This is a genomic window from Vreelandella neptunia (assembly GCF_022489065.1).
Lineage (GTDB): Bacteria > Pseudomonadota > Gammaproteobacteria > Pseudomonadales > Halomonadaceae > Vreelandella > Vreelandella neptunia_A.
The window spans coordinates 1-24,943 of the sequence record NZ_JAKVTW010000020.1; the positions used below are offsets into that span (position 1 = coordinate 1).

30 protein-coding genes are annotated in these 24,943 nt (G+C 52.5%); 21 read left to right on the forward strand and 9 right to left on the reverse strand.

Annotated features, from left to right (window positions below; genetic code table 11):
• The first annotated feature begins 643 nt into the window (after positions 1-643).
• Complete coding sequence (locus tag MLE19_RS19465; protein WP_240719778.1) at positions 644-892, forward strand: hypothetical protein; 249 nt, start codon at positions 644-646, stop codon at positions 890-892.
• Between the two features lie 1,562 nt (positions 893-2,454).
• Here the strand turns inward: MLE19_RS19465 and MLE19_RS19470 are convergent.
• The 6 genes from MLE19_RS19470 to MLE19_RS19495 all read right to left on the reverse strand — a co-directional run bounded on the left by MLE19_RS19470 (position 2,455) and on the right by MLE19_RS19495 (position 7,657).
• Complete coding sequence (locus tag MLE19_RS19470) at positions 2,455-3,018, reverse strand: manganese efflux pump MntP family protein (protein WP_240719779.1); 564 nt, start codon at positions 3,016-3,018, stop codon at positions 2,455-2,457.
• Between the two features lie 258 nt (positions 3,019-3,276).
• Entirely contained in the window at positions 3,277-3,645 is a 369-nt protein-coding gene (locus MLE19_RS19475) for a hypothetical protein (RefSeq protein WP_240719780.1), read from the reverse strand.
• A 75-nt stretch (positions 3,646-3,720) separates the two neighbouring features.
• Positions 3,721-5,388: a phosphoethanolamine transferase gene (locus MLE19_RS19480; RefSeq protein WP_240719781.1), complete on the reverse strand. Its 1,668-nt coding sequence runs from the start codon at positions 5,386-5,388 to the stop codon at positions 3,721-3,723.
• Positions 5,389-5,412: 24 nt separating this feature from the next.
• Positions 5,413-6,099 carry a phosphatase PAP2 family protein gene (locus tag MLE19_RS19485; protein ID WP_240719782.1) on the reverse strand — a complete coding sequence of 229 codons (687 nt, stop codon included), beginning with the start codon at positions 6,097-6,099 and terminating at the stop codon, positions 5,413-5,415.
• Positions 6,081-6,458, reverse strand: a complete 378-nt coding sequence (locus MLE19_RS19490; RefSeq protein WP_240719783.1) for a diacylglycerol kinase — start codon at positions 6,456-6,458, stop codon at positions 6,081-6,083. The genes MLE19_RS19485 and MLE19_RS19490 overlap by 19 nt, the downstream gene beginning before the upstream one ends.
• Positions 6,459-6,532: 74 nt before the next feature.
• Complete coding sequence (locus MLE19_RS19495) at positions 6,533-7,657, reverse strand: glycosyltransferase family 9 protein (RefSeq protein ID WP_240719784.1); 1,125 nt, start codon at positions 7,655-7,657, stop codon at positions 6,533-6,535.
• Between the two features lie 361 nt (positions 7,658-8,018).
• Between MLE19_RS19495 and MLE19_RS19500 the strand changes: the two genes are divergently transcribed.
• Both MLE19_RS19500 and MLE19_RS19505 read left to right on the forward strand, forming a co-directional pair.
• Entirely contained in the window at positions 8,019-8,681 is a 663-nt protein-coding gene (locus MLE19_RS19500; RefSeq protein ID WP_240719785.1) for a response regulator, read from the forward strand.
• Positions 8,678-10,075 (forward strand): ATP-binding protein, encoded by a 1,398-nt coding sequence (locus MLE19_RS19505; RefSeq protein ID WP_240719786.1) that lies wholly within the window; start codon positions 8,678-8,680, stop codon positions 10,073-10,075. Before MLE19_RS19500 ends, MLE19_RS19505 begins: the two co-directional genes overlap by 4 nt.
• 449 nt (positions 10,076-10,524) lie before the next feature.
• On the opposite strand, the gene MLE19_RS19510 is transcribed toward MLE19_RS19505, so the two are convergent.
• Positions 10,525-10,746: a hypothetical protein gene (locus tag MLE19_RS19510; protein ID WP_240719787.1), complete on the reverse strand. Its 222-nt coding sequence runs from the start codon at positions 10,744-10,746 to the stop codon at positions 10,525-10,527.
• A 50-nt stretch (positions 10,747-10,796) separates the two neighbouring features.
• Positions 10,797-11,297 (reverse strand): hypothetical protein, encoded by a 501-nt coding sequence (locus MLE19_RS19515; RefSeq protein WP_052703860.1) that lies wholly within the window; start codon positions 11,295-11,297, stop codon positions 10,797-10,799.
• A gap of 261 nt (positions 11,298-11,558) precedes the next feature.
• Between MLE19_RS19515 and MLE19_RS19520 the strand changes: the two genes are divergently transcribed.
• From MLE19_RS19520 to MLE19_RS19535, 4 genes are read left to right on the forward strand one after another with little or no spacing between them, the layout of a single operon-like run.
• Positions 11,559-11,780, forward strand: coding sequence for a hypothetical protein (locus MLE19_RS19520; protein ID WP_240719788.1), 222 nt, complete (start codon positions 11,559-11,561; stop codon positions 11,778-11,780).
• Positions 11,764-12,084: a hypothetical protein gene (locus MLE19_RS19525; RefSeq protein ID WP_240719789.1), complete on the forward strand. Its 321-nt coding sequence runs from the start codon at positions 11,764-11,766 to the stop codon at positions 12,082-12,084. The genes MLE19_RS19520 and MLE19_RS19525 overlap by 17 nt, the downstream gene beginning before the upstream one ends.
• Positions 12,085-12,089: 5 nt before the next feature.
• Positions 12,090-12,572, forward strand: coding sequence for a PH domain-containing protein (locus MLE19_RS19530; protein ID WP_240719790.1), 483 nt, complete (start codon positions 12,090-12,092; stop codon positions 12,570-12,572).
• A 7-nt stretch (positions 12,573-12,579) separates the two neighbouring features.
• Positions 12,580-12,948 carry a hypothetical protein gene (locus tag MLE19_RS19535; protein ID WP_240719791.1) on the forward strand — a complete coding sequence of 123 codons (369 nt, stop codon included), beginning with the start codon at positions 12,580-12,582 and terminating at the stop codon, positions 12,946-12,948.
• 95 nt (positions 12,949-13,043) lie between these two features.
• Here MLE19_RS19535 and MLE19_RS19540 read toward each other — a convergent pair whose 3' ends face one another.
• Positions 13,044-13,361 carry a hypothetical protein gene (locus tag MLE19_RS19540; protein WP_240719793.1) on the reverse strand — a complete coding sequence of 106 codons (318 nt, stop codon included), beginning with the start codon at positions 13,359-13,361 and terminating at the stop codon, positions 13,044-13,046.
• Positions 13,362-13,530: 169 nt separating this feature from the next.
• Here MLE19_RS19540 and MLE19_RS19545 point away from each other — a divergent pair, with 169 nt between their 5' ends.
• From MLE19_RS19545 to MLE19_RS19610, 14 genes are all read left to right on the forward strand, one after another.
• Positions 13,531-15,189, forward strand: coding sequence for a DUF4942 domain-containing protein (locus MLE19_RS19545; protein WP_240719795.1), 1,659 nt, complete (start codon positions 13,531-13,533; stop codon positions 15,187-15,189).
• A gap of 84 nt (positions 15,190-15,273) precedes the next feature.
• Positions 15,274-15,492, forward strand: coding sequence for a hypothetical protein (locus MLE19_RS19550; RefSeq protein ID WP_127062877.1), 219 nt, complete (start codon positions 15,274-15,276; stop codon positions 15,490-15,492).
• 172 nt (positions 15,493-15,664) lie between these two features.
• Complete coding sequence (locus MLE19_RS19555) at positions 15,665-15,973, forward strand: hypothetical protein (protein ID WP_035557818.1); 309 nt, start codon at positions 15,665-15,667, stop codon at positions 15,971-15,973.
• Positions 15,970-16,578 (forward strand): thioredoxin domain-containing protein, encoded by a 609-nt coding sequence (locus MLE19_RS19560; protein ID WP_240719797.1) that lies wholly within the window; start codon positions 15,970-15,972, stop codon positions 16,576-16,578. Before MLE19_RS19555 ends, MLE19_RS19560 begins: the two co-directional genes overlap by 4 nt.
• The gene (locus tag MLE19_RS19565; protein WP_240719799.1) at positions 16,578-17,222 is read left to right on the forward strand and encodes an OmpA family protein; all 645 of its coding nucleotides are present in this window, start codon (positions 16,578-16,580) and stop codon (positions 17,220-17,222) included. Before MLE19_RS19560 ends, MLE19_RS19565 begins: the two co-directional genes overlap by 1 nt.
• A complete protein-coding gene (locus tag MLE19_RS19570; RefSeq protein WP_035557823.1) occupies positions 17,219-17,998 on the forward strand; it encodes a hypothetical protein in 780 nt (259 codons plus the stop codon). The genes MLE19_RS19565 and MLE19_RS19570 overlap by 4 nt, the downstream gene beginning before the upstream one ends.
• A gap of 10 nt (positions 17,999-18,008) precedes the next feature.
• Positions 18,009-18,422, forward strand: a complete 414-nt coding sequence (locus MLE19_RS19575; protein WP_045812323.1) for a lytic transglycosylase domain-containing protein — start codon at positions 18,009-18,011, stop codon at positions 18,420-18,422.
• Positions 18,419-18,781 (forward strand): TrbC/VirB2 family protein, encoded by a 363-nt coding sequence (locus MLE19_RS19580; protein ID WP_035557825.1) that lies wholly within the window; start codon positions 18,419-18,421, stop codon positions 18,779-18,781. Before MLE19_RS19575 ends, MLE19_RS19580 begins: the two co-directional genes overlap by 4 nt.
• A 17-nt stretch (positions 18,782-18,798) precedes the next feature.
• Positions 18,799-19,092, forward strand: coding sequence for a type IV conjugative transfer system protein TraL (gene traL, locus MLE19_RS19585; protein WP_008958346.1), 294 nt, complete (start codon positions 18,799-18,801; stop codon positions 19,090-19,092).
• Positions 19,092-19,649: a TraE/TraK family type IV conjugative transfer system protein gene (locus MLE19_RS19590; protein WP_035557829.1), complete on the forward strand. Its 558-nt coding sequence runs from the start codon at positions 19,092-19,094 to the stop codon at positions 19,647-19,649. The genes traL and MLE19_RS19590 overlap by 1 nt, the downstream gene beginning before the upstream one ends.
• On the forward strand, positions 19,646-20,338 hold the full coding sequence (locus MLE19_RS19595) for a TraK domain-containing protein (protein WP_240719801.1): 693 nt from the start codon (positions 19,646-19,648) through the stop codon (positions 20,336-20,338). Before MLE19_RS19590 ends, MLE19_RS19595 begins: the two co-directional genes overlap by 4 nt.
• Positions 20,331-21,818, forward strand: coding sequence for a TrbI/VirB10 family protein (locus tag MLE19_RS23200; protein WP_240719803.1), 1,488 nt, complete (start codon positions 20,331-20,333; stop codon positions 21,816-21,818). The genes MLE19_RS19595 and MLE19_RS23200 overlap by 8 nt, the downstream gene beginning before the upstream one ends.
• 4 nt (positions 21,819-21,822) lie before the next feature.
• A complete protein-coding gene (locus tag MLE19_RS19605) occupies positions 21,823-22,320 on the forward strand; it encodes a TraV family lipoprotein (RefSeq protein ID WP_240719805.1) in 498 nt (165 codons plus the stop codon).
• Position 22,321: 1 nt separating this feature from the next.
• Complete coding sequence (locus tag MLE19_RS19610) at positions 22,322-24,934, forward strand: TraC family protein (RefSeq protein ID WP_240719807.1); 2,613 nt, start codon at positions 22,322-22,324, stop codon at positions 24,932-24,934.
• Positions 24,935-24,943: the final 9 nt, after the last annotated feature.

Sequence of the window (24,943 nt, forward strand, 5' to 3'; positions counted from 1 at the left end):
CGAATACTCAGGAGCACTAGAAACCGCAGGTGCTGCACTTATTAGTTGAATCCAGGAGTCGTGATACTGATGGCCTTTGTAATAGAGTACAGTGCACACTTTATAAGTAAGGCGCACACTTTTTATTAGTTACTATTGAGCTGACTTACCGAACTGCGGAAGCTCAAAAGCCAAGTGTTTATCGTGGATGGGTTTTAATGCCTAAATATTTCCAAGCATTGCAGACGTGTGCATTGCACATTAAACTATTTGCAGCACCTATTAAAATAGATGCCAAATGGTGAACCTCATGGCATCAACCGTGCAGATCGAGACGATCAAATAGGACCCTGAGATCCAGCGTCTGATTCGCGACAATGAGTTCGTTGCTGAGTTGGAGCCTTGGTCTGCCATAGATATTCACCAAGCAGTCGATTTGCTAGTGGAAATCGACCTTGACTTATGAGACTCCACGCTGTGTGGCGCACTACAACCAGGTTAGCTCCCCTGGTCTTGCAGAAGCGCATACACAGAAGAGTGCCGAGTGTCGCGCTAGGCGCTGCTGGGGCTTTGAGGCGTAGTCTTCACCTGAATGCGCTTTAAGGCGCCATACATGTACGTGAGTTGCTGGTAGGCACCAGTGGCGATATATAGAGAGATATTAATGAGCACTTCCGAGAAACCGACGAATGAATCTCTCCGACAGCTGATGGAGCGGCATGGCTTGAACCAGAGTCATGTGGCCACCTTGACTGGGTATAGCGTGGAGACGGTGAAGGGCTGGTTCGCCTCGCCTGATTCTACCCGCTACCGCGCAGTGCGCAAACCGGTATTGGAATCGGTGCGCCGCGCTATCGAGCTTGGTGAGCATTACAAGCTTGAGGGAGTGAAGACTCCTAAGGCAAAAAGCTAAGTCTGCCAGACATGGAGTTGAAGGAGATACCCTCGGAGTCATCTATAACTACAAGCAACATGTCAATTCAGGTTGACCTGGAGTACACGGCCGATCGCAAGAGTGTGATGCGCCTGGTAGCAATAGTGAACCAAAATGGTCGACTTCAGGCAGACGAGCTATATGGCTATGCAAAGGAGCGTAGCGACCTCAACGAGTTATTGACCCTCTACCTCTCCTGCTCACAGAGGTGAACAAGGGCTGCTGTTGCTACCGAACAGAGTGAGGTCACGGCGATACCTCTGAGACTTATATCGACTTTCTTGACCGGCCTTTAGCTGTTAGGCAGGAGATTGAACGAGTCGACACCTCCGAGGGTGCGCCGGAGCGCTCGTTTTATGTCATCACTTCGATTACGCCCTGGCTGGGGATAAGCTGATAATCGGGAGTGGTCATCACGCAATATTTGAGAAGGACGTTTTCATGCCCCCAAAGTCGATTTCAATGCAGCGCTGGCCACGGGTCTTAAGCCATTGACTCTTGGCCGCATCGATAAAATGGGTTACAGCTACCTCGACAAGGATCTCTATCTGGCTCAAATTGACCATAAGATCAGGCCGGATGCCCCCCAGTCTGAACTCCAGCTTCGTATAATCCACCGCCTGCCGATCGCGCCCGAGAAAATGAGCTTAGATACAGTGTCCTTGTAGCCTAAGCTATCTTTGCTTTCGGTTATTGCCTGAAGCAGAGGGACGAGGATTTCCTTTCGGTCAGCGATCAATTGCTTTGCGGCTAGGGTGTATTCCGGTTTTAGTGGCGCCAGCGCATGGTCGGATGCCTCTGGCGTGAGAAAAATAATGACGGACAATATCCCCCATTCTCGCCTCAAGCGGTGTTCAGCATTCAAAGCAGACACAGCCACAACTGCCGCCGCGGTCGGCCCTTGTTGCGCTAACCTTTTATCGGTATGCCGTTAGGGAGTTTAGCGCTGTTTTTCATGTTATTGCGTCACAAGTTGCCTTGCTACCGGAGAGCGCTCGGTAGTTCTCTCCTGGTAAAGAGATGAGGCTGTGGGAATTACAGTCAGAGGCACGTCGCCCTGCCCGATAGAGACGAGCAGCGGTGGTAGGTTACGTATCCAGGTCAAAGCTGATTGACTATAGCTAAATCTATAAAATTTTTCCTTTTGGATTGTGCTCTTAGCTTCTATAGCAATTCACCGGGGAGAAGTTTCTTGGCTATCTAACTACATAAACAGGCTACTACAATCCGACTTTAATTCGTGCTGATTTACAGGTAGCACCTAAGATAGCGAGCTGGTTAGCCTGTATGCGGTCTGACAGGCTTGATTATCCTCTATTGGCACTACCGAGGCGCTTTTTATGATCGCATGCTTGATATAATCTGCCCACCACGTCCACACTCTAACAGGGAAATATCAAAACTGAACTATCTTATGAAGGCTGAACTAAAAAAACCAGTAGATTGGTACTGTGTGTATGCTACGTGAATAGCCCTGTTTTCCAGAGATTACTACGCACATTTCTTTAACACTGTTTCTGAATATTATAGCTCAGAAAAGATCAGTTAAAAAAGGCTGTATGTTCTGCTAACACTCCCAGGCCAATACCAATTAAAACGATCCCACCGATCAGCTCAGCCCAGTGGCTAACGTATTTGCCAAATTGGTGGCCCAATAAGGTGCCAATTGATGCCATGACAGTAGTGGCTAAACCAATAGCTAAGCTGGTAGCGATGATATTGGCATCAATAAAGGCAAGGCTTGCACCAACGGCCATGGCATCAATACTCGTAGCAATAGCCGTTAATATCAATAACCATAGTGTTTGCTTTTCTTGGGCTATTTTGTCTTCTTTGCATAGGCCCGAATACACCATATGTAAACCAATAACCAATAAAATTGAGAACGCAGCCCAGTGATCCCAAGCCTGCACAAAGCGCTGCGATGCTACCCCGGCCAACCAGCCCAGCAGGGGTGTTATGGTCTCGATAGTACCAAATATCAGCCCAATGCTGATGGCGTGCCGAAACGAGGGTTTTTGTAGCTCAGCGCCTTTGCTGATGGAAGCAGCGAAGGCATCTGCCGACATGGAAAAAGCCAAAATCAATATGGTGGCAAATGTCATGGCATGGTGTCTCTGGTTGAAAACCCGACGCTCTAAACCAAGTCACCCAATATGCCTGCTATGCTTGAGTAAATTCGTCGGGTATTAAAAGGCTCCCAACATTATCATTTCCGGCTAGATAAACAAGTCAAAACGTTAAAAATATAGTTCGTCTTGTATAAGACACTTAGCATAGGCTAATCATGTTTCATTAATCTTTATTTTTTCCTACTTGCATTAATAAGTGAATTTTATTTTCAATATTGTACATTAAGTATGTTAACCCAATAGATATAAAATTATTAAGGTTCCAACTCCTGCAGCTCCTAATGCGCCGAGCGTATCTATCAAATCATTTTCAACCATTTTCAATACACTGACAGAATAATAGCGTCCAAGTAACTGAGATATACCACTTGACGTTACACTTAATGCGGCGATAGTGATCTCGATGATTTCTATTCCCGATAACCATAGCAGAGTCGTTAGTAAAGCAATCAAAACAATGCTGACCCTAAAGGAAAGCCATTTAGCAGAATGAATAGAGATATTGGCACCGCCTACCAAGCCCCCTACTGTTGCCTTTTTTTTGGGTAGCAGCCGTCTCCAAAAACCTTGGTTGGAGTCCAATAGATGCGATAAAACCATGTGCATACACCAGAATAGTTGAGCAGAATGGAGAGCAGCTTGCCATGGAATACTTAACGATCACTTAAGTAGTTATTAATTGGCGAGGCTCCGGCACGGCTGGTTAATATCTTTTGCCTGCTGGTAAACGTCCGTTGCTACGTTAAGCAACCCCAGCACACTGTGAAATAAGTTATCGTGCGAGGCGGCTTGATCAGAGACTTGGCGTAAGCAGTCCGTATCAAGCCCTTGCTGCTGTGAAAATGCGCTGGATAGCCACCACACCATAGGCACATGCGTCTGTTCGTTGGGGGCAATGGCGTAGGGAATGCCGTGCAAATAAAGCCCTTTTTCTCCCAGTGATTCACCATGATCAGAGAGATAGATCATCGCAGTGGCGTAGTCTTCCTGACGCTTTAACTTCTCAATCACCTGATCCAACACAGTATCGGTATATAGAATGGCATTGTCGTAGCTGTTGGTAATGTCGTCTCTTGAGCACTTGGCTAAATCAGCGGTGGTGCAAGCGGGAACAAAACGTTCGTAGTCTTCAGGGTAGCGTTGGTAATAGCTGGGGCCATGGTTGCCTAGCTGATGCAGCACAACCACCTGATCAGCTGAGGTACCGCTAATTTGCTTGGTCAAGGCTTGAACCAGTGCTTCATCCAAGCATCGCCCATCTTGACACAAAGACGCATACTCCTCTGGCGAGAGCGCTTTTGTCGTCACTCCGTCGCAGACACCTTTACAGCCTGACTGGTTATCAAGCCAGGTGACCTCTAACCCGGCGTGGGCTAATACGTCCAGCAAAGATTCATGTTGCCGAGCATACGATTTAGCGTAATCGGCACGCCCTGGTAATGAAAACATGCAGGGTAATGAGACCGCTGTGCTTGTACCGCATGAGGAAACATCTGAAAAATTGATAACGTCAGGCTGCTGGGCAAGTTTGGGTGTGGTTTGGCGTTCATAACCATTTAACCCCCAATTCGCTGCCCGTACCGTTTCGCCCACCACGATGACGAGCAGTGTGGGTTTGTCACCTGCTTGTGAACTGATACTGGCGTCCTCACCCACCGGGAAACGCACCGTATTCGCGGAAGCGTGTTGGCTCGAAAGCGCCTGCGTCATCGAAACAATATAGTTACCTGGGGTCACCAAGTAGCGCAGCTCTTTATTGTTGCGCATGAGTGACGACACTTCTTGGTAAGATAAAAAAATTGCTAACAGCAATATAGCAGTGCTGGCAAGGCAATAAGCTAAGCGACGCAACACTGCCTTCTTCCAAGTTGACTGTGTGATTTTAACGCGCCAAATCATGATGGTTGGCAAACAGAAAAAGATCATTAAATGAATCAGTAATCCGGGTGTAAGAAGCTCCTGTGCCTCGTTAGTATCCGTTTGAAGCACGTTGTCTAACATTGAAGTATCAAAATAGGTGCCGTAATAGCTAGTAAAGTAACTGACGAAAGCGGCAATCAGAAAAAGTAAGGTTAATAATGGCTTTACCAGTGTTCGAAAAGCAATGCTAATAAAGGCTAAATAGTTAAGACAGGTCATCACCAAAAACATAGTGGCAAAGGTTAGCCACGCCTGGACGGCAAGAGGGTCATAGCCAGCAAAGGCTTTTTGCCAAAAAGGGACATTGTAAAAAACACTGAATATGACAACGGCCCATAAGACAAGCTGCTCCGTGCTTAATGTGGGGCGATAATGCCAAGCGGTGCCAACAACATTTGATGGCAATGATAGCAAAGGACGCATCGAAAAGATCTCTGAATGAAAAGATTAATGAACGCTGGGGTGTAATAAGAATCTTGAAACGACAAAGCTTACGGTCCAACAAATCATGACGGTCCAGAGGTCGTGGGAGAGAAAGTGCGCCCCGCGGAACTGTTGAGTGATCCCAAACGTAAGGCCAAGCCCTAAACCCAGAGAAAGCCCTGCCCATCGCCAATGAGGCCGTATGGCGGCAAAAAAGAAGTAGAGGGCTATCCACGTATAGCCTGCGCTGGCATGCCCGGCGGGAAAGCAGGCGGATGCTGGCATGGAGGAAGGCCGTATATTGAGCAAGCCAATAAAGTCTCGTTCCCCGCCATAGCGAACTAAATCCCAAGGGCATTCCATGTTCACAAGGTGTTTAAGCGTTGCGACAAGCAGCGTTGAAAGAAGCGTTGCGGAAAAAAGATATAAAAGCGGCGTGCGATACGCTTTAAGACGAGTTACCACGGTGCTTAGTATCAAAAGGAGGAGTGTGACTAAACCCATCGCTAAGCTTAGCCGTTTACCGCCTTTGTGAAGAATGTCTTGGGTAATCAAGGTATCTTTCCACGCCCAGGAATTATCCTGAAAGCGATATATAAAGTCAGTTATCGTAAAATCTATTTTTAAAATACTGAAGACCGATATGGCGATTAGAAATAAAATCCACGCGGATGCTACGGGTTTTAGGATATTTAGTAGAGCAGCACGCATAGCCACACACCCATCATCATAAAAATGGTCACCATAACTGCGGCAGCCCCCATGTCTTTAGCACGCCCGCTAAGGTCGTTATGTTCTAGTCCGATACGGTCAATGGTGCTTTCGATGGCGGAGTTAATGAGTTCCACTATCACTACAAGGGTGAGTGAAGAAAACAGCAATGCTTTTTCTACGGAAGTGACATTAACAAGAAATACAAACGGGTAGAGGATGAGACAGAGCATAACCTCTTGTCTAAAGGCAGATTCATTTATCCAGCAAGCTTTTAAACCCGATACTGCATTGATAGAAGCGCGGAAGATGCGTTTAACACCCGTGCCATTGGATTTTGACGTCGTTGAAATAGGCAAGACAGTACTCTCGATAACGTAACAGTAGGGTCACTATAAAGCGCAAAACTTAACGAAAAGTTATTCGTTTTAATTCAGCAGCTAGAATGCAAATGAGTAGCGCTGGGTGGTGTTCTTACCCACTGTGTTGGTTGGTTTGTTGCCGAGGCCGATTGAACGGGAGCCGTTGCGTTTTGTCCGTCAAGATTAGCGCGTATGGCGTCTATTACCGCGCTGTTCTCTGGGCGCCACAGAATAGTGTCATAGGCTTCTCGTGGTACGAAGGCGAGTGATTTTTTCTGGCGTACTAGGGAAATGGTGGCGATATCGAGTGCTGCCGCTAAGTGCATAGGCCCGGAGTCTGGTGTCACGAGTAACCGCGCTCGCCCTAGAACAGCGGCAAAGTGACGGATAGGAAGCGGCGGGCATAAGCTACCATACCGTGATGACATCAAACGCTGCTCAATAGGGGCTAGAAGCCTAAACTCCTCCGGTCCAAGGAAAACGACATAACGTATTTTGCAGGCTTCCATGGCATCGATTAGCATTAGCCAAAATGCCAACGGCCAACGTTTGTTTTGATGCCCGCCTACGAAGATCGCAATAAAGTCTGTATCTGATGAGTGGTCGCTATGCAGACTGAATAGCTGTTGGATCTTCGTCATGGCTTGATAGCGTTCCTGCTCCGTTAGCTGGAGCAGTGGCCGATTACGGCAAGCAACGCCGAGCGGGCGTGTCAAATTGACGATGGCATCATAGGCATGTGATGACTTACCTTCCGCCTCAATGTTGTACCAGCGCTGGTGACCTTTGCCTGAACCCATGCTGTACCGTGCTCCTATTAACCGGGTCACGATAAAGCCGCTCATTGATCCTCCGCTCACTTGTACCGCTAGGTCATAGCGCTGAGACCTTAGGCGTCGTAATAGCGTCACGCACTGCCAGGGACGAAGAATGGCGGCTCTCGACAGTGAATAAAAATGGTCAATAGGCCGCTGTTGCAACAATGGCAATGTTTTATCAGTGGCTAAATAGTCTATTCGCGCGGAAGGAAAACGTTCACGAAAAGCATCGATGACAGGGGTACTGATTAGCGCGTTGCCCAGACGAAAATTGGGACGAATAATGAGAATTTTTTCTATGCCCACAAGGTTATTAATGGTTTCTGGTGCAGGCGCTTTGACGATATACCGTATACCTCCGAGTAAAAATCGCTTCATTCTTTTTTCTACAAAACGGGCCATTATTTTTAAATAATAGTTTGTTCTAATCAGTGTTAGTAAGTGCATACTCTGGCGCTCTATTCAGTTAATAGAAAATGACCTGCCCGCGGTAGCGACAGGGCAGATTCAAAATGACCGCCAGTGAAGGCGCTGCTTTGGCTTTGCCCATGGCGAAAGAGGCAGCTTGAGCCTAAGTAACTTAAAGAAGAGTTAAGCTGCGTAAAAGGTTTGCAAAAAAGGGTGGCTGACTTACAGGTTGAATTCAGATGCGTATGCTTTGTGGGGGATACGTTGCCGTATTTAAGAAAAGCTTAAGTTTTAGTGGCGAAGATAGCGGTTTATAGATTGGGGGAGCAGCATGCGTGCACTGCTAATAGAAGATGATCCCTTGCTTGGGGATGGCATTAAAACGGCGCTGGAACGCGAGGGGTACACGGTCGATTGGTTTATGCTTGGCCGCGAGGCAATCAGCGCTATCGAAAGCGAGACATTCAGTGTGATTATTTTGGATCTTGGCCTGCCTGATATGGACGGCATGCAGGTACTGCATTTACTCCGTCAGCAATCCACTCTACCTATTTTGATTTTGACGGCCCGCGACGCAATGGAAGACCGTGTTGGCGGTTTAGATGCGGGGGCGGATGACTATGTGCTCAAGCCTTTTAACTTGAAGGAGTTACTTGCCCGTTTGCGTGTGGTCATGCGACGCGCTGAGGGGCGCGCTTCGCAAGTATTGACACTGGGAGCGCTGAGTATTGATGAGGCGCGTCATGCGGTGAGTTGGCGGGGCAAAGACGTAAAGTTGGGTCGACGTGAGTATGCTCTATTGTTAGAGCTAGCCAGGCACCCCGACAGAGTGCTGTCTCGTCCCCGTTTGGAAAATCTGCTTTATGGTTGGGGCGAAGAGGTCGAGTCCAATGCGGTGGAGGTTCACATTCATCATCTGCGTAAAAAGCTTGAAAAGCATCTGATCATTAACGTGCGTGGGATTGGCTACCGGTTGGATAGTCAAGCGCAATGATATCGATACGGCGTTATCTACTCCGCACGCTCGCCATTGTCCTAGTTCTCGCCGGGGGCGTTGCGTTTACCGCAGCCTACTTAATTACCGATCACGAGCTAGAAGAAGTTCTCGATACTCAGCTCAGTCTGCATAGCCGGATTGTGGCTGGCCAACTTGATCCAGATGCGACCATTGACGACTATGCTCGCCTAGCTTTGCGCATGGGTCTTCCAGAACATCCGGCTCAGCTATATCACGACGGTAACTCAGTCCCCGTGAGTAGTTCTGAATCAGGCCCCAAGCTTTACCACGAGGAAGAGCTTAAATTAGTACTGGGTTTTTGGAATGCAGATGGCTCACCCAGGCTGTTAGGGGGTAAATGGAACGATGCCGGGCCTTTTCCCGTGCCTTTAGAGGAGGGATTTCGCTGGGAAAGCTACGATGGTCATCGTTGGCGGGTGTTCAGCATGTTCGATATTGCCAGCGATACCTGGATCAGCATGGGGCTGCGAGGTTCGTTTCATGATGAAGTAGTGGAGCGCATCACCTGGAATAATTCATTGCCGATGCTTTTTTTGCTGCCACTCCTCCTTTGGCTGATGAGCCGTATTATCCGGCGGGGGATTGCGCCTATCCAAGCGCTTTCTAGTCAGGTGCAAGGCCGCTCTGCCCGCGACCTGAGTAAAATCGATAATCCGGTTCCTCAAGAACTTAATGGATTACGTCAATCGCTAAACGACTTTATCGCCCGGTTGAAAGCCACGTTAGAGCGCGAGCGGCGCTTCACTGCAGATGCGGCCCATGAATTACGCACTCCCTTGGCTGCGTTGAGAATCCACCTAGATAATGCGCAGGCAGGGGAAGAGCAATCCTTGCAAAAGGCTTATGTCGGGGTTGAGCGGCTTCAACGGGTGGTAGAACAACTGCTTATTTTGGCTCGGTTGGATCAAGTGGCCACAACCTCACCTACTACTATCGATCTCTATCCTATTATTGCTGAATTAATGGCAGAACTATGGCCACTCGCTGAAGAGCGAGATCAGCACTTGAGGCTAACAGGCTTAAACCAGCTGGAGGTTCGCGCCGACGAAGTCGAGGTGGGCATTCTTTTTCGTAACCTCTTGGATAACGCCTTACGCTATACCCTGGAAGGTGGTCATGTAGAGGTAGAGTTGTCACTAGAGGAAGGAGCACCTCAACTTATTGTGAGAGACACTGGCCCCGGACTGCCCGAGGCACTACTGGATAAAGTTACTGAACGCTTTAGGCGCGCGTCTGGCCAGTGCACTACTGGCAGCGGGTTGGGTTTATCGATTGTTTCTGAGTTGGCTCAGCGCCAAAATGCACGCCTTAAGCTTAGTAATCGCACGCCCAATGGTTTAGCGGTCAGTGTGACGTGGGAACTAAACTAACATCAACATCGTTGATTAGCTTGCTGTGCTTATCCTCGAATCTAACTGCGTTTCAACTGTTATCTGCACCACAGTATCGCAAGTTTGCTGAATGCGTAGACGGTTAATTTCAGGTGACGCTGGTGTGACCGAGGCCAGCATGACAATCGCTTTCAATACTGGAGCCAATCGACCCTTGAGAGATAGCCAGTAGTGAGGGCGATCATGCTTTCAGTTTGTTTGATCTTGGCGGTAGTTAATGGGTAAACCATGAATTCTCTCAATGCTTAGAAAAATGGCTCTATTACAGACCTGCATATCGGACTATACCCGTAGGAAAAGACAACCTAAGTCGACACAACACATAGAAATACCCGCGTTACTACAAATAGGGAAGTGCAGTCAAACGAAATCGTGCAGCACACCATAAAGGTTGCTGCCCGATCGCGTACTTGCAGTCTTGCATGGGTTTAACTCGGTTTCGTGTCGTGGTCATCGAGCGTTTCAGAGGCCGCGGAGAGCGATGCTTCGGCAAAGGCTGCCGCGCTCTCGCCGACTTCCTCGGGGCTTAATTTACCCCCTCCCTCACCAAGCAGAATGGCGTGCATGGCGGCCATCGTAAAGGCTTCCAGTCTCGTCATGTCCAAAGCAGACTTATCGAACCGCGATGTATTGAGATTATCGTCAGCCATTTTGCCCTCCAAAAGCTGAGCGGCCACTAATAGAGTGGCCGCTGATCGAATCAGATTCGTTCCCAGTCGCCACCAGCATTCTGGCAAGTCGTGACATTCTGATCATTGTCCTCGGGGCCACCAGTGACAGTGATGTGGTAATCAATGCAAGTACGGCCTTCACCATCGACATAAGTATCGCTCTTGACGATGTTCTGTTTCATGTTGGCAACGTCCTCGAACCCGACTTCGGATTCGCCCTGCAATGCGGTGAAAGCGCTTCGCATCCCCTTGTCAGCCAGACCTAGCGCGCCAGCGCCAACAGCACCGTAGGCGGCACCGCTCATACCTGCTTTTCCGCCATTAACCAAACCCTGAACGCCCTGCATGTGACTGGCCGAGTCTGCTCCTGCTGCGCTGACGCTATTGTTGTTGCGACTTCCTAGCACATCAGTGATCGCGCTGACGGCTGAGTTCTGCAACATGCCAGACCCTTGCGGGGCAGCACAACCAGCAGCCAACAGCAGCATTGATGTGGCAGCCAGACCCATGAGAGTACGCTTGATAGTCATTTTGATCCCCTTTTAATCCGTTGTTTTGATGGTTTCAGGCAAAGCTACTTATAGATAAATAATTTATACCATACGACGTTTTATATTTAAAACTCTGCGAAGCATTTCCAGACAAAGTATTCTCTGAACAATCCCGAACCATCGCAAAAACAGCGCCGTAAATCAGTAATAACGGCAATTAGTAATGGCGAGGCATCAGTATAAATTGTCATATATATTCATAGATAAAAACTGTCGTCTAGTATAATTAAGGTTGGTATTATGGATTCAGATGCTCTTATTGCGAACGCGCACGACGAGCTTTCCCTACTCTCACGACTTGTCGTAGATAGGGCGGCCCTGCGCGAAACCAACGAAACACTGACGCTGATCATTGATGAGGAGGGGGCGCGGTTACTGACGATGGACCGGGTGCGCCAAGAAATTGAGTGTGCTGTAAAGAAAGTGTGTGGGCTGGAGGTTGCCTATGAGCGGGCCGCGTAATTCCCGCCAGGCGAGACAGCTTGTTAGGCGTCTTGAACGCGACTGTGACCTGGATTGGCCAGGTGGCGCTGACAACGCGGCTCTTTTTCATGACCGCTCAGCCAGTCGGTGGGAACTCCACACACTCGAAGGCCCTTCGTTACCTGTCATCTCTGGCCCTACCCCTCTAACCCACCTGCTTCGAGATGGGTTCGTCCTGATCCGCTGGCCGGATGGCAGCATCGAGCTTTTCCACGTTGAAACGGCAGAATCACAATTGAGCCACCGACTGCAAGAAGCGGAGGTGGCAGCAGCCGGGAGATGAAACCCATGATAAGCAAGACCACCTTCCGAGTCAGTCACCGCGCCCTGCTGGGACACTGGTTGCTCGTACCCTTGGGGGCAGCATTGCACTTTGCTCCTCATGCCCCCTTTACCCTCGCTGGGGCAAACGCTCCAGAGACTCTGACGAACATCCTTTCCTGGGCAGGGATGGGGTTGGCCGCCTGGGGGCTGCTGAACGTCGCCTATCAGCGCCTTGCTCACGAGTACGTCATAGGCCCCGATCGCGTGATAGAGCGGCACGGCATTATTGCCAGGCGTGTTACACCCCTATTTATTCATCACATTCGTTCGACCGAAGTGAACCAGACGATCTTGGGTCGATTGCTAGGATATGGGACGGTGGAAATGTCGGCGGCAGGCACTGGCACAAGCGAAGCTCGATTTGAGCGCGTGGCCAACCCGTTGAAGGTCATGGCTTCAATCAACAGTCACTTTCAAAGCCTTGCGGCTGGCACTGGGCAGGAGTAGTTAGATCATGGACTCACAAATTTCCGCACTTGCTGATGTGCTTATCCCGGGCCAGAGCATTGTGTCGACCGATTGCCATCAGTCGCAGAAGCTGCTGCCCCACCGCCAGTTACTCACGCAAGTATTTTTGAAAGCGATTGATGACCTAAAGAGCAACAACCTCAAGCACCAGTTCTCTGCGGCTGAGTTTCTGGCTGGCCCTGTCGCTGAGGAGTATGTCGGCCATCTCGGGCTTCCTGAGTGGACACCCAAGCTGGCACTACTGATCCATGCTCAATGCGAGCTTCGTACTTGCCTTGAGATACCCGAGCAGTTGGAGGCTACCCTTAGCCAGTATGCACCGCCCGAAGCAGGCGAGCGCCGCCCCTCTTTGTGATTTGCTGGGCCTAAATAGACCCTTCATCCAGGATGTGATGCAGCGGGTTGGCTCGCCAGCCCGCTTCTTCTGTCAATATTCCCCGCCTTAACCTGCTACGGCTCTCCTTTCTCAACGTCGCTGCTGGTTAGTCTTGCCCCTCCTTGACTCGCTAGCCATTCATCCAGCGCCAGCAGCTTGTCCTTGGGCAATCTCACCTCGACTGCCACGAACACCCGATCTACTTCCGCCTGTATTCGCTTTGCTGCCTGAGAAACAGCAGCTCTGGACACGCCATGCTTATTGGCTGCTTTAGCGTATGTATCGCACACCTTCATAATCACATCTGAAGCTGCATCACATGCACGCCCCTTCATTCTAAGCCTTGCCAGCGCCGCGTATAGCTGTTGAGTGCTGATGTAATCTGTGGACATGGTATCCCCTGAAAAGTGTGCATTGAACACATTTTTACTTGCCGTAAACAGTAATGCTGCATTAAAGTGTTTACATCATAACGAAGGCAGCCGGTCGGCGTCACCTACGCAGGAAGCCAGGCACCTCGGAAGCTCGCTTGTAATAGATCACTAAATAGGGAACGGGACCATGATTCACGGAGCCATTGATAGCTATGACAGCACAGAATATCTTGGAGATATGGGGGAGTTCTTCGCCCCGGCCTCGACAGATATGGTCGATGGGCTGGTGGGGCGCTACAACGCAATGCGTAGGCGTGTGGAAGAAGTGGCGGCACTGTTTGATGGTGATCGTAAAGGTGTCGTCAACTACTTCATCCAGGGCAATCGCAAGCACGACAACACACGTTACTCATCACTGTCCACAGAGAATATTTTTATTGAAGAAGGCGCGATCGCAGCGCTGAACGCTGAATATTGGGACCGGGCCTTGAAGATGACCGATGTTCTCGACTTCATGCCTCAGACTCGCCGTAGCGAGTGGTGGGAGCAGATTAACGAGATGAAAACCCCTGACTTCACTGAGGAAACCGTAAGGGCAACCCTGACCGAGCTGCTAATGATGCGCGGCACCTTCCTAGCTGAGCGTGTCGACGGTATATTCCGTGCCCTAAGCCGTGAGCATGTTACCAATCGGCCTGAAGGTTTCTACAAACGGATGATCCTCAATTATGTCGTCACTTCCTATGAGACGGTGAATCATGATCAGGCAGGCCATATCAATGACCTTCGCTCAGTCATTGCTAAATTTATGGGCCGGGATGAACCAAACTGGCAGGCCACTAGCCGATTGATTGATATTGCACGGCGCACCCCAGGCAAGCGGTTTATGGTTGATGGTGGCGCTCTGTACCTGAAGGTCTTTAAAAAAGGCACGGCGCATTTTGAGGTACACCCCGAAATCGCTTTTCGCCTAAACCAAGTGCTGGCGCATTTACACCCGACAGCAATTCCTTCCCAGTTCCGCACCCCGCCTAAGCGCAAGCCTAAAGACTTTGTGCTAATGGATCGCCCACTTCAATTTGCGGTCATCAATTTACTCGGTTCCATGCGCAGCGTCCCTACCCGCTGCCCTAGCCACCTTCGACATCTCGAAACACGGTCGCCGAAGACAGAAAACCCTTGGGCGATTGAGTTCGATTATGGAGTGAAGGATAAGGTAGCGTTGGCTGAGGCTGAGCAGGTGCTCAAGGCCATCGGTGGGGTTAAGGTATTCAGTGATAACGGCGCAGTGTCGTGGTTCGAGTTCGACTACCACACCAAGCCGATTTTGGATGAGATTGTTGCCAGTGGTTGCATCCCTGACCATAAGAGCCACCAGTATTACCCTACCCCGGAGCGCTTGGCGTATGAGGTCGTAGAATTGGCCGAGATCAACGACCAGGATACGGTGCTGGAGCCAAGTGCTGGCCAGGGCCATATTGCTGATATGCTTCCCAAAGATCGGACTACCTGTGTCGAGCTGGCACCGCTGCATTGCAAGGTGCTAGCGGCGAAGGGGTTTCGCTGCCATCAAGCCGACTTTCTGGAGTGGGCAAATACGGCCAGAAGCTACACCAAAATAGTCATGAACCCTCCGTACAGCAAAGGTCGAGCCCTGCATCATCTTGAAGCCGCAGCGAGTTGTCTAGCTCCTGGCGGGCGCCTTGTGGCTATCCTCCCCGGCAGCATGCTCGACAAGGATCTACTGCCGGGCTGGGAGGTGGAATGGACTGCTAGCTATCAGGGTGAGTTCGCTGGGACTGGCGTAAACGTGACTATCCTGGTGGCTGATAAGCCCGCCCAGTAAGAAGTAAGCTAGCGCGGTCGATGCGATCGCGCCAGCTTTAGCATTTGGGTTAGCATTCCGAAAACACATCCTAACGGAAAGGTAATGGATCAAGGGTGCTACGAGGCTTACCTCCTGTCTCATGAAATACACAAAACGCTGGGCAACTATCAGCCCTCTCCTTATCGTCCTTGGTCGCCTGAGGATATGGCGTGGCTCGCTGGTGTTGATGATGCCTCTGGAGAGTATTTGAAAGCCGATAATGAGCAAAGCAGCGCCTCCCCCTCTCCTCAATCTCAAGAAACCCAGCTCTCCCTGTTCTAAGCCTCCCTCGATAGTCGTTTTCTTCTCCCTCTAAGCCTTGGCATGCGCCAGCAAAGCGACTCGCGCAAAAAAATCTCTACTTCCCCCGGTTAAGTGTCAGTGGCTGCCCTATCTACCTGCGAGGCCCAATAAGGGCACCTATGAGAGAGCACCGCTGGGAGGCGGAATTGAGATGATGGCGATGCGAGGCAGCACGCTTATTGGCGTGGCCATATTAGTTTGGGTCGCATGGATTGTCCTGGCGACCGATTCAGAAGCTCGAATTGAGCGAACCTGTCAGCCCGTTCTTTGGTTTGGCAATGTGGCAACTTCACTGACGCAGCTAACCTTTCCTAAGCAACAGGAATCGGTGCATGAGGCGTTTGAATCAGCTGACTATGCTTGTCGCTTTACCGTGTGGCGCTTGCTGCACGAAGACGCCTGGATCGAAAGCCACCAAGGTAACGAATCTAGTGATCAGTCGGGGGAGAGCGACCAATGATTTCCCCTACCCGCCTGCTACACCCCATCCGTAGAATTCTCGGTGTCACCGTGGCCACCTTGGGGCTCGCTGCTGGCGCTCATGCCGGAAATGATCAGCCTCTGGCGCTGGTTGAGTTTGCCAGCTTCGATTGCCCGCACTGCCAGGCCATGGACAAACACCACTCTTCTATTCAGGCAGCCGTCGAAGCGGCGGGCCTGGAGTACCGCTATGCTCCCCTGCCTTCCCATACCGGCCTTGAACGAGCATGGCGCGAACGCGCTTATTACGCATCTCGTTCTATTCCAGGGGTCGCCAATGACGTTCGCAAAGCCTTTCTCACGGCTGGCGAAACCGGGGTTCCCCTCAAGGACTATGACGATGTGCTGGCGCACCTCCAATTGCATGTTCCCCAAGTTCGGTGGAACGAGTTTGCGGACGACCATATCAGCGATCCCAGCTCTGTCGAGGCGATTGAGCGAGCAGCGAGGCTTGCTGGTCGGGCAGGTCTTCGTGAGTACCCTGCCTTTGTCGCTGTGTCTCGTTCTGAAGTGAAGCTATTGAGCCTGTCGGGAGACGTTGCCGAGAGGGCCGAGGCGGTAATCAAGTACCTGGAGAACCTTTGATGACACTGCGAAACCCTGTGCTTGCTGTCGCGCTGACAGCTGTTCTCGCTGGCTGTGCAGCACATCCTCCGGCTCTGGAGCACGCACGCACGTCAACGCTACCTGAATCGTATAACACGATGACCAGTCGGCATGTGGTGATCCCTGCCTATACGCTTCAAGGGGTCAACGCGACCCGTACCACCAACTGGTACTACGGGGCTGGCCAGGGGCTTGATCGCTACGCTTACGGCGGCACCGTTTACGACGAGGCCTATTGGCAGCAGCGCCATGCCTCAATGCTGGATGACTACAAGGACGCCATGGAGTCTGTGCCTCTGGCGCGCTTCCATTTCGAGTTCGACTCAACAACGCTGACGCCTACCTCTCAGCGTGAAATGGCTTCCTTCCTGGAAGGAGAAGACCTGGCTGGCCGTGTGCTCATTGTTGGGTACACCGACCATATCGGCCCTGAGTCCTACAACATTTCACTCTCACAGCGCCGCGCTGATGCGATCGCGGGACAGCTCCATTTGGCTTGGCCAAAGGCCCGGTTCCTGACGGAAGGGCATGGCATCTATCCCAAGTTGGTTGACGGCACGACTGATGAAGCGCGGGCGGCAAACCGTCGCGCCGAGATTTTTTACCTGGAGGCAGACCAATGAACGTCTTTATCGCCCACGCCCAGATTCTACGAAAAGAGACGCCAAAGGAGCGCGGTCGTTCTGGTCTGATGGTGCTCAAGGTTGGTAAGAACAAGCGAAGCACAGAAGCCCTAATCCAATCTGTAAATCAGATCATTGTCCGAATTCCGAATCATCTATCTGATCGCGCAGCCAAGCTGGATGTTGATTCTTACATTGAAATTTTCGGCCATGTTGGCGGCATTGTGCGCCGTGCACACCACACGGGTGAGCAGCACCTGAGTGCCGAGTTGGTGGCCAACAACATCCAGCCGGCTGCCCCGATGATCGAGGGCAACATCGAAAAACATCTTTTCAATCGTTTCATTGCTATTGGCTTGCTGAGGGGGGTGAAAACTCCCGAGAAGGAGGGACCACCCTCCACAGCGTACCTGCAGATCGGCCCTGACCGACCGGACCTGGGGCGCTCCTTTCAGCATACCGGCGTGGTGTCCATGGCTGCTTTTGGGCGCGTTGTCGATCGACTTGTCGAGTACGAGGCCGGCACCGCCCTTCATGTTGAGGGACGAGTTACCGGCCTATTGCGAAAGATCCCCAAACCAGGAGCAGAAGGCGGCTTCGAGGAAAGTCTGGAGGTCGGGCTGGTGATGGATCGTGTCAGCCCCACTGCCATGGTCGCTGAGCGGATGATGACGCCGTTTGATGTGGCCAAGCCTGAAGCGCAGAACACCCCAGAAGAAACCAACGACGAAGCTGGCGCTGGGGAATCCGCGGCAGTGGCTGAAGAACAGCGCTAGGAGGTGGTCAATGATTGCCCTACCTGATTGTGTCCCTGAAATCGCTGATTACTACCAAGTACCCATCGAGATTGTCGCGGCAGTGCGTCTTCAAGAGAGCGGCAGCCGAGGGCAATTAGTGGGTCGCATAGGTCCGAACAAGAATGGCACTTACGACCTAGGCGCTATGCAAGTCAATACATGGTGGCTCGACCAGGAAACCAACCGGAATTACCTCCAGCAATGGGGAATTACCGAGCGTGAGTTGTTGGAAAATGAGTGTACGAATTTCGCTGTAGGGACGTGGATTCTCTACGACAACATCACGCGCTACGGCGAGTGGGAGGCGGCATTGGCCGCTTACAACGCTGGGTCGCCGAATAGTCCGGCAGGCCAGCAATACGCAAACGAAGTCCTCGCGACATTAGGAGATCAGTACCAATGACTACTTCCGTAGATACCCAGGCCACAACCAAGCAGGGCAAGCTCGCTCATCTAGTCGAATGCCTCCGCATGAACAAGAAGCGAGCAGCAGAGCGCTCACTGTTGGTTGCTACTACCGCTTTCCTGGCGATGCCAGCATGGGCACAGGAAGACTTTGAAGACTTCGCTGACAAGGTTGAAGAGCTGGCGCATGGGCCCTTCGGTATCGGCATTTCCATTCTGGCGCTGATCATCGGTTGCCTGGTGGGCCTTGGACGTCAATCTGCTGCCCCTGCGTTCCTGGGTCTAGGGATCGCCGGTGCCTTTGCGGTCGGCCCCTTCATGATCAAGGAAATCTTCAGCTGGTTCTCAGGCACCTGAGTTAGGAGTCGCGGGTCATGTCTAACGAGTCCTATCGGATACCGCAGGATGTTGATGCCCCTATCCCCATCTTCGCCTGGGAGATGACCGAGGTGGTTGTCGCCATCATGGTGATCGGCGTGGGCATCATCATGCGGTTTTTTATCCCAGGCCTATTTGCGGGGATCTTTCTCATGATGATGGCTAAGAAGATGCGTGCCGGCCAGAAGCGGGGACAAGTGCAGCATGTCTTGTGGCGGATGGGGCTCAAGTTAGACCCGCTGCTTGGCAAATACGCACCTAGGCCAATGCGATTGGAGTACATTCGCTGATGAAATACCTCAATGCATTGCGAAATCAGTGGGTCGCTGCCAGGGGCTGGATGTTCTGCACCCTGCTCCTGACTGGGTTGCTGATCTATGTCTTGCAGAGCTATGTCCAGCTCAGCGCCAATATGCCAACCCGGCTGGTTCCCTACAACCTGCACGTCGTGGATGGGCCGGTCGAGGTGGGCGCCAGCGCTGGTTATACCGATGCGAGCTACCTCACTGAGATAGCCATGGCGGATGCCCAGCTGCACAGCTCTTGGACCCCAAGGAACGTGAGAAGCCAATACGCTCGGTTCCAGAACCGGATGACGCCGGCCCTCTATGCCAAGGTCGGCAATGATCTACAAGCACGGATTCCAGACCTGGAGAAATCTGAGCGTACCCAGGCCTTGTTCATTGAAGGGACCCAAGTCCTAGACGGCACAGTGCGAGTTTATGGGCGCTTGCGGGCTTGGCATGGCACCGAACAGATCGAAGACGAACCGATTGCTTACCGTGTCCGCTATTCCTTCAGCGGTGGCGTTCCGTATGTCGCTGGTTTCTCTTTGGAGGACGAATGAAAAAGCCTAAGATGCAGGGGCTGGTCATGGTGGCGGCGCTTGCCGTCGCCACCTTTGTCAGCGCCAGCGATGATGTCCAGAAGGTGGTTGTATCCACCGATGCTTATAACCGGCTGGTATTCCCAGAGCCGTACTCTACGATTGTTATCCCCCCCGAGGCCGAGTTGCGTGACAACCCTGTGCCGACTGATGGCAAACGTGGTCTCCTCATCCGTCCTGCAGACGAAGCCGACCCGTTCTCTATCTTCATCCAGCTGCGAAGCGGCGAGGCCTTCACGGTGAAGCTAGAGCCGGAAAGCGGCATCGATGCCCAGGTGTTCCGGTATCGAAACGCCCCTGACCTATCCGCAGAGCCCGAAAGGGAAAGCCGGCCCAAGGATCGTTGGATTGCTGACACTATCCTGTCCGCTTTCCAGGGGGCTCGCCCTAGCGGGTTTGAGCCGGCTGGCGCCCCGCCTAGTGCCCGACTTGAAATGCCTAATGGCGGCACGCTCAAGCTCACAGCGGAAACCCAGTACCGTGGTTCCGGCCATGTCGTGAATATTTACCGGCTGTCTTCTGATACCTCCCTTGAAGTCGAGCCTCGTGACTTCTACCGCGATGGCGTCGTTGCTGTTTCCTTGGAAGGGGACACGGTAAGTGAGCGCGATCAGCCCCGAATGATCGTCGTGGAGGTTGACCGTGGCTGAAGATCAGAACAACCAGCAGCCGAATGAATCGGGCCAGGACAAGCCTTCTAGGGTGGCCAAGGCCCGAGCTAAGTCCAAGGTAGTCTCTCAGAGCCTGTTGGAGCGAGCGCAGGGAAGAAAGTGGCTTCTATATGGTGGTGGGGCCTGCCTAGTCATCTGGCTTGTGGCAAGTAACGCTATTAGCGCACGAGACAACAGTAGCAATAAAGCGCCCCCTCCCCCGGAATTTATGGACACCACGCCGGATACACGGCATGGGGAGGAAGTCACTATTTCCCGACTTCAACAACAGTTAAGGGAGGCTCATGAAGAATTGGCAGACCAGCGCGAGAGTCAAGAGCAGAGGGATGCACGACTTCAGGCGCAGCTCGAAGAAATGCAGGCTGGCATGGAATCCGAACGCGAGCAAACGCGGGAAACCATGGAGTCGCTGCGCACACGACTAGCCGATATTTCTAGCGGAGATGATGGCACCAGTGAGGTTCGCATTGGCACATCTTCAAACAGAAGCACCGACGCCAACCGTGCCCCGTCTGACTATCTTCGCCCCCCCCGAGGCGACGACGCTGGCGCGGTACCTCCGCCCCCGGTAGCGCGTCGAGATGGTGACTCTGGCCGTGCCGGTTTACCCCCGAGGCAACAATCGTCGACACAGGGCGGCGTCATTCCTTCACAGTTTCCACAGCTCCAGAAGGAAGAAGGACCGGCTGACCCGATCGTACTCAATGGCTCAAGTGGTGAGTCCAGCGCTCGCATCTTACGTAATGAAGCGGCTCAGCAGGATGACGAAGAAGAGGATCTGGGGCCACCTAAAGCTGGGTTCCTCCCTATGGGGTCGTTCTCTGAGGTGGCAATGTTGACTGGCGCTGACTTTGGCGCTGCCGAGCGTACCCGCAACAACCCTCAGCCGGTGCTATTCCGCATTCAAAACGATGCATTCCTACCTGGCAGTGCGCGGTATCGCCTCGCTGACTGCTTTGGTATGGGCGGTGGCTACGGTGATTTGTCGAGCGAGCGAGCGCATATCAACGTCTCTCGTATTTCCTGTGTCGATACACGGACTGGAATGATGCTTGAGTCTCCAATCAATGGCTACATCGTGGACTCGGATGGCCGTCTGGGGCTTCGCGGCAAAGTTGAGCGACGTGCTGGCGCCCTGCTGGGTAAGGCCATGCTTGCTGGCTTCGCAGAAGGCGCCAGCAGCATTGCTGCAACAGCAGCTCAAGGTGCTGAATCGGCTGTCACAGGCAGCGGCGTTGTCACCACCATCGACCCGAACAGTGTCGCCGAGGTTGGCATGTACGGCGGTGCTGGCCGCGCGATGGAGATACTGGCAGAGCGTTACATCGAAGAGGCTGAATCCATGTTCCCGGTGATCGAGGTTCCATCAGGGCGCCGCGGCACTGTTGTAATCCAGGAAGGCCAGAAGCTCGAGTGGGAAGCCTACGAGCTGTCCGACAAGATGCCGAGCGAGGGCTAATACGATGAGCTTGAAGTTGATGATCCCCTTGACCGCCCTGCTGTTCCTCGGTGGCTGTGCCACTGTCCAGCATGATTGTGAGCTGGGAAGCGAGTGTGTCGGTACCGGCGATGTTTATGAAGCTGCGGTGGCAAATAGTGGTTCCTCTGAAACAGTGATGGAGGGCCGTAAGGATGGCTCAGAAGCTGAAGAAGAAAAGATCGAGCAATGGCGACCCTATAGCGGGGGAGGCCTAACCGATATGCCTGTCTACCAGCCAGGTAAACCGGTGCGTATCTGGGTGGCGCCATGGCGCGGTGATGACGGCATTCTACGATCGGGCGAGTACCTGTATGTGACTCTGCCCGATGAGTGGAGTTATGGCCAGCTGCGTGACGATGGCATTGGGGCAGGCATGATCGGACCTTCTCCGGGTGTTCAACACATCGCGCCGAGAGGGCAAGACGCCAGCGTGAATCCTTATCGCATTCAGCCGCTAATGCAGATCGTCCCGGAGAATTGATATGAAGATAACCGCGATGACTCGTATGCGGCACCAAGTGCGCCGCATGATCCAGCAGGGCGCTCCCGATTATGGCGATCGCGCCCTCCCCCTCCAGGCAGCCGAGGCGCTGACTGAGCGGGATGATCCCGCGAGCCTGCTCCCCTACATCGACTATGAAGATAACTACTGTGTCCGGGATGATGGTAAACATCCTCAGCTTGGCTTCGGCGTCCAGTTTGCGCCATTGATGGTGGCTGGCAAGGACATCGAGGAGCAAATCGAGTCGCTGATTACGCGAGCGCCAGCGGACACGGTTATCCAGTTCGTCGCCCATAGTTCGCCGGCCATTGAGGACCGGATAAATACCTGGCAGGCACGGCGGTTACGTTACTGCAAAGACCCTATGCTCCAAGAGCTGGTAGAGCGCCGTAGCAAGCACATGCTTGACGCCGCGGCCGGGAACAAAAGCCTCCTACCGAATGAGCGTCTATATCCCCGGGAGGTGCATTACTTCGCCTTTTTCACCATGACCTTTGGCGGTGATCCAGAGCATGCTGAAGAGATTCGTTCATGGCGGCACATGTGCGACGAATTCCGGCAGTCGGTGATGGGGACATTCAGCTCTATGGGCCTGTCCCCTGCCCTGATGAACGAATTGGGTACGCGACGTGTGCTGCGCCGCATAGCCAACCCACAAATGGTGCCAGGGGAGCTTCAACGCCTGGAGGAGGAAGGTGGTCACTTCATTGATTCCATTTTCGATAAGCGCACACGCATTCGAGTGAAGTCCTCGGGTGCAGTCCAGTTTAGCGACAATGAAAGGGAGGTGGATGTTGTCCCTTTGACCATCGACACCTACCCGGACTACCTGCGTCTCTACATGACAGGTGACATGCTTGGGGAGTTGAAGTCGGCGACCGATCGGATCGCGCCGGCCTACTGGATGTATACCACCATCTACAAGCCGAACACCGAAAAGGCTCGTGATGACATCACCATGCGAATGGGCATGATCTCAAAGCAATGCATGAGTGATTCCGAGTGGTACAAGGGGATGATGCCTCACCTCTTCACGCGGCGTAGAGATACCCAGCAGCTGCTCAACGATACTCGCTCAAACTACTGCCCGGTACGCATGTGGTCGGGGATCAATATCATCACCGAACCCGAGCGCGCAGCCTCCGACGCTGACTATCTTTCCTCGTTGTGGCGGAAAGCAGGCTTCAGAGCCTCGCGTGAACGCTATATCTCGCTGCCTATCTGGTTGTCGTCTTTGCCATGGGGCTACAACCCACGCATGGACAAGCCTACATCAGGCCTTCAGCGGGCACAGATGGTGTCCAGCCTAAACGGCGCTTGCGCCTCAATCTGCCAGGGCGATTGGGGCGGTAACGGGCCAGTAGTACGCAAAGACCCACAGGGGAACCCTTACCTCTACGCAAACGGACTGTTGCTGGTTTCTCGCCGCGGTCAAATGTCGTGTATCGACATTTTCGATTCGGCCACCTCATACAATTTTTCGGTGATCGCGACCTCGGGTGCGGGTAAGTCATTCCTTGCCAACGAATTCGTTACCGACATGCGCTGTCGTGATGGCGTGGTCCGTATCATTGACGTGGGCGGCTCTTATAAGGAGCTGTGTGAACTGCTGGGCGGTCAGGAACTGAGGTTTGATCCTAACCATCCGGTCTCACTTAACCCATTCTGGGGTATCAAAGGCAAGCAGCGTTACGACGATGATGAAGGTGGCAGCGAGATCGCAGAAATGATCCCGGTGCTGAAGGATGCCATATCTCAGATGGCGTTCCCCCTAGGTGAGCCCGACAACTACGAATACCAGTTGATCGAAAAAGGCATCCTTGAGGCGCACGATAAACATGGCGAGGTCATGGAAACCAAGCATGTCTATCAGTGGCTTGAGTCCCGGGCAGACAGTGATCCGGTGGCCAAGAGTATTGCGTTGCAGTTGGAGCCGTATGCCGTAGGTCGGCATGCCGCATGGTTCAACGGTGAGCCCCAGCTGGATCTTTCCAATGAGTTCACCATACTCGAGCTGGAAGAGCTAAACGTCGATCGTGAGCTTCGGAATGTGGTCATGACACTCCTGATGGCTCGGACGACGCGGGACATGTATCTGCGCCCACGCAACATCCCGAAAATGATGCTGATCGATGAGGCATGGGATCTACTCGCGGACCCGAAAAGCGGGAAGTTTATCGAAACCGCCTTCCGGCGCATCCGTAAGTATTACGGCAGTGCCGGTTTCATTACACAGGGCTTCAAGGATACCGACCTGTCGCCGGCCGCTCAGGCTGCCTTCGACAATGCACCTTGGACGTTTGTGCTCAAGCAGTCGGGTCCCTCGCTCGACTACGCACAGAAAAACGGAAAGCTGGGCGGCGAAGACGAATTCCTATTCGATATGCTGCGCGGTGTGAAGCCCGGTGCCGGCTATTCGGAGGTCTTCGTCAAGCACGAGAGCGGGGGTGGCCTTTTCCGCTTTGTGGTCGATCCTTACTCCTACTTCCTATATTCGACCAATCCCAAGGACCAGGCACGCCTGATGAAGCTCACTTCAGCGGGCTACAACACGCAGGAGGCCATCCGCATGCTGGCCGAGGGGCAAGGGTAGGCTTGGCTT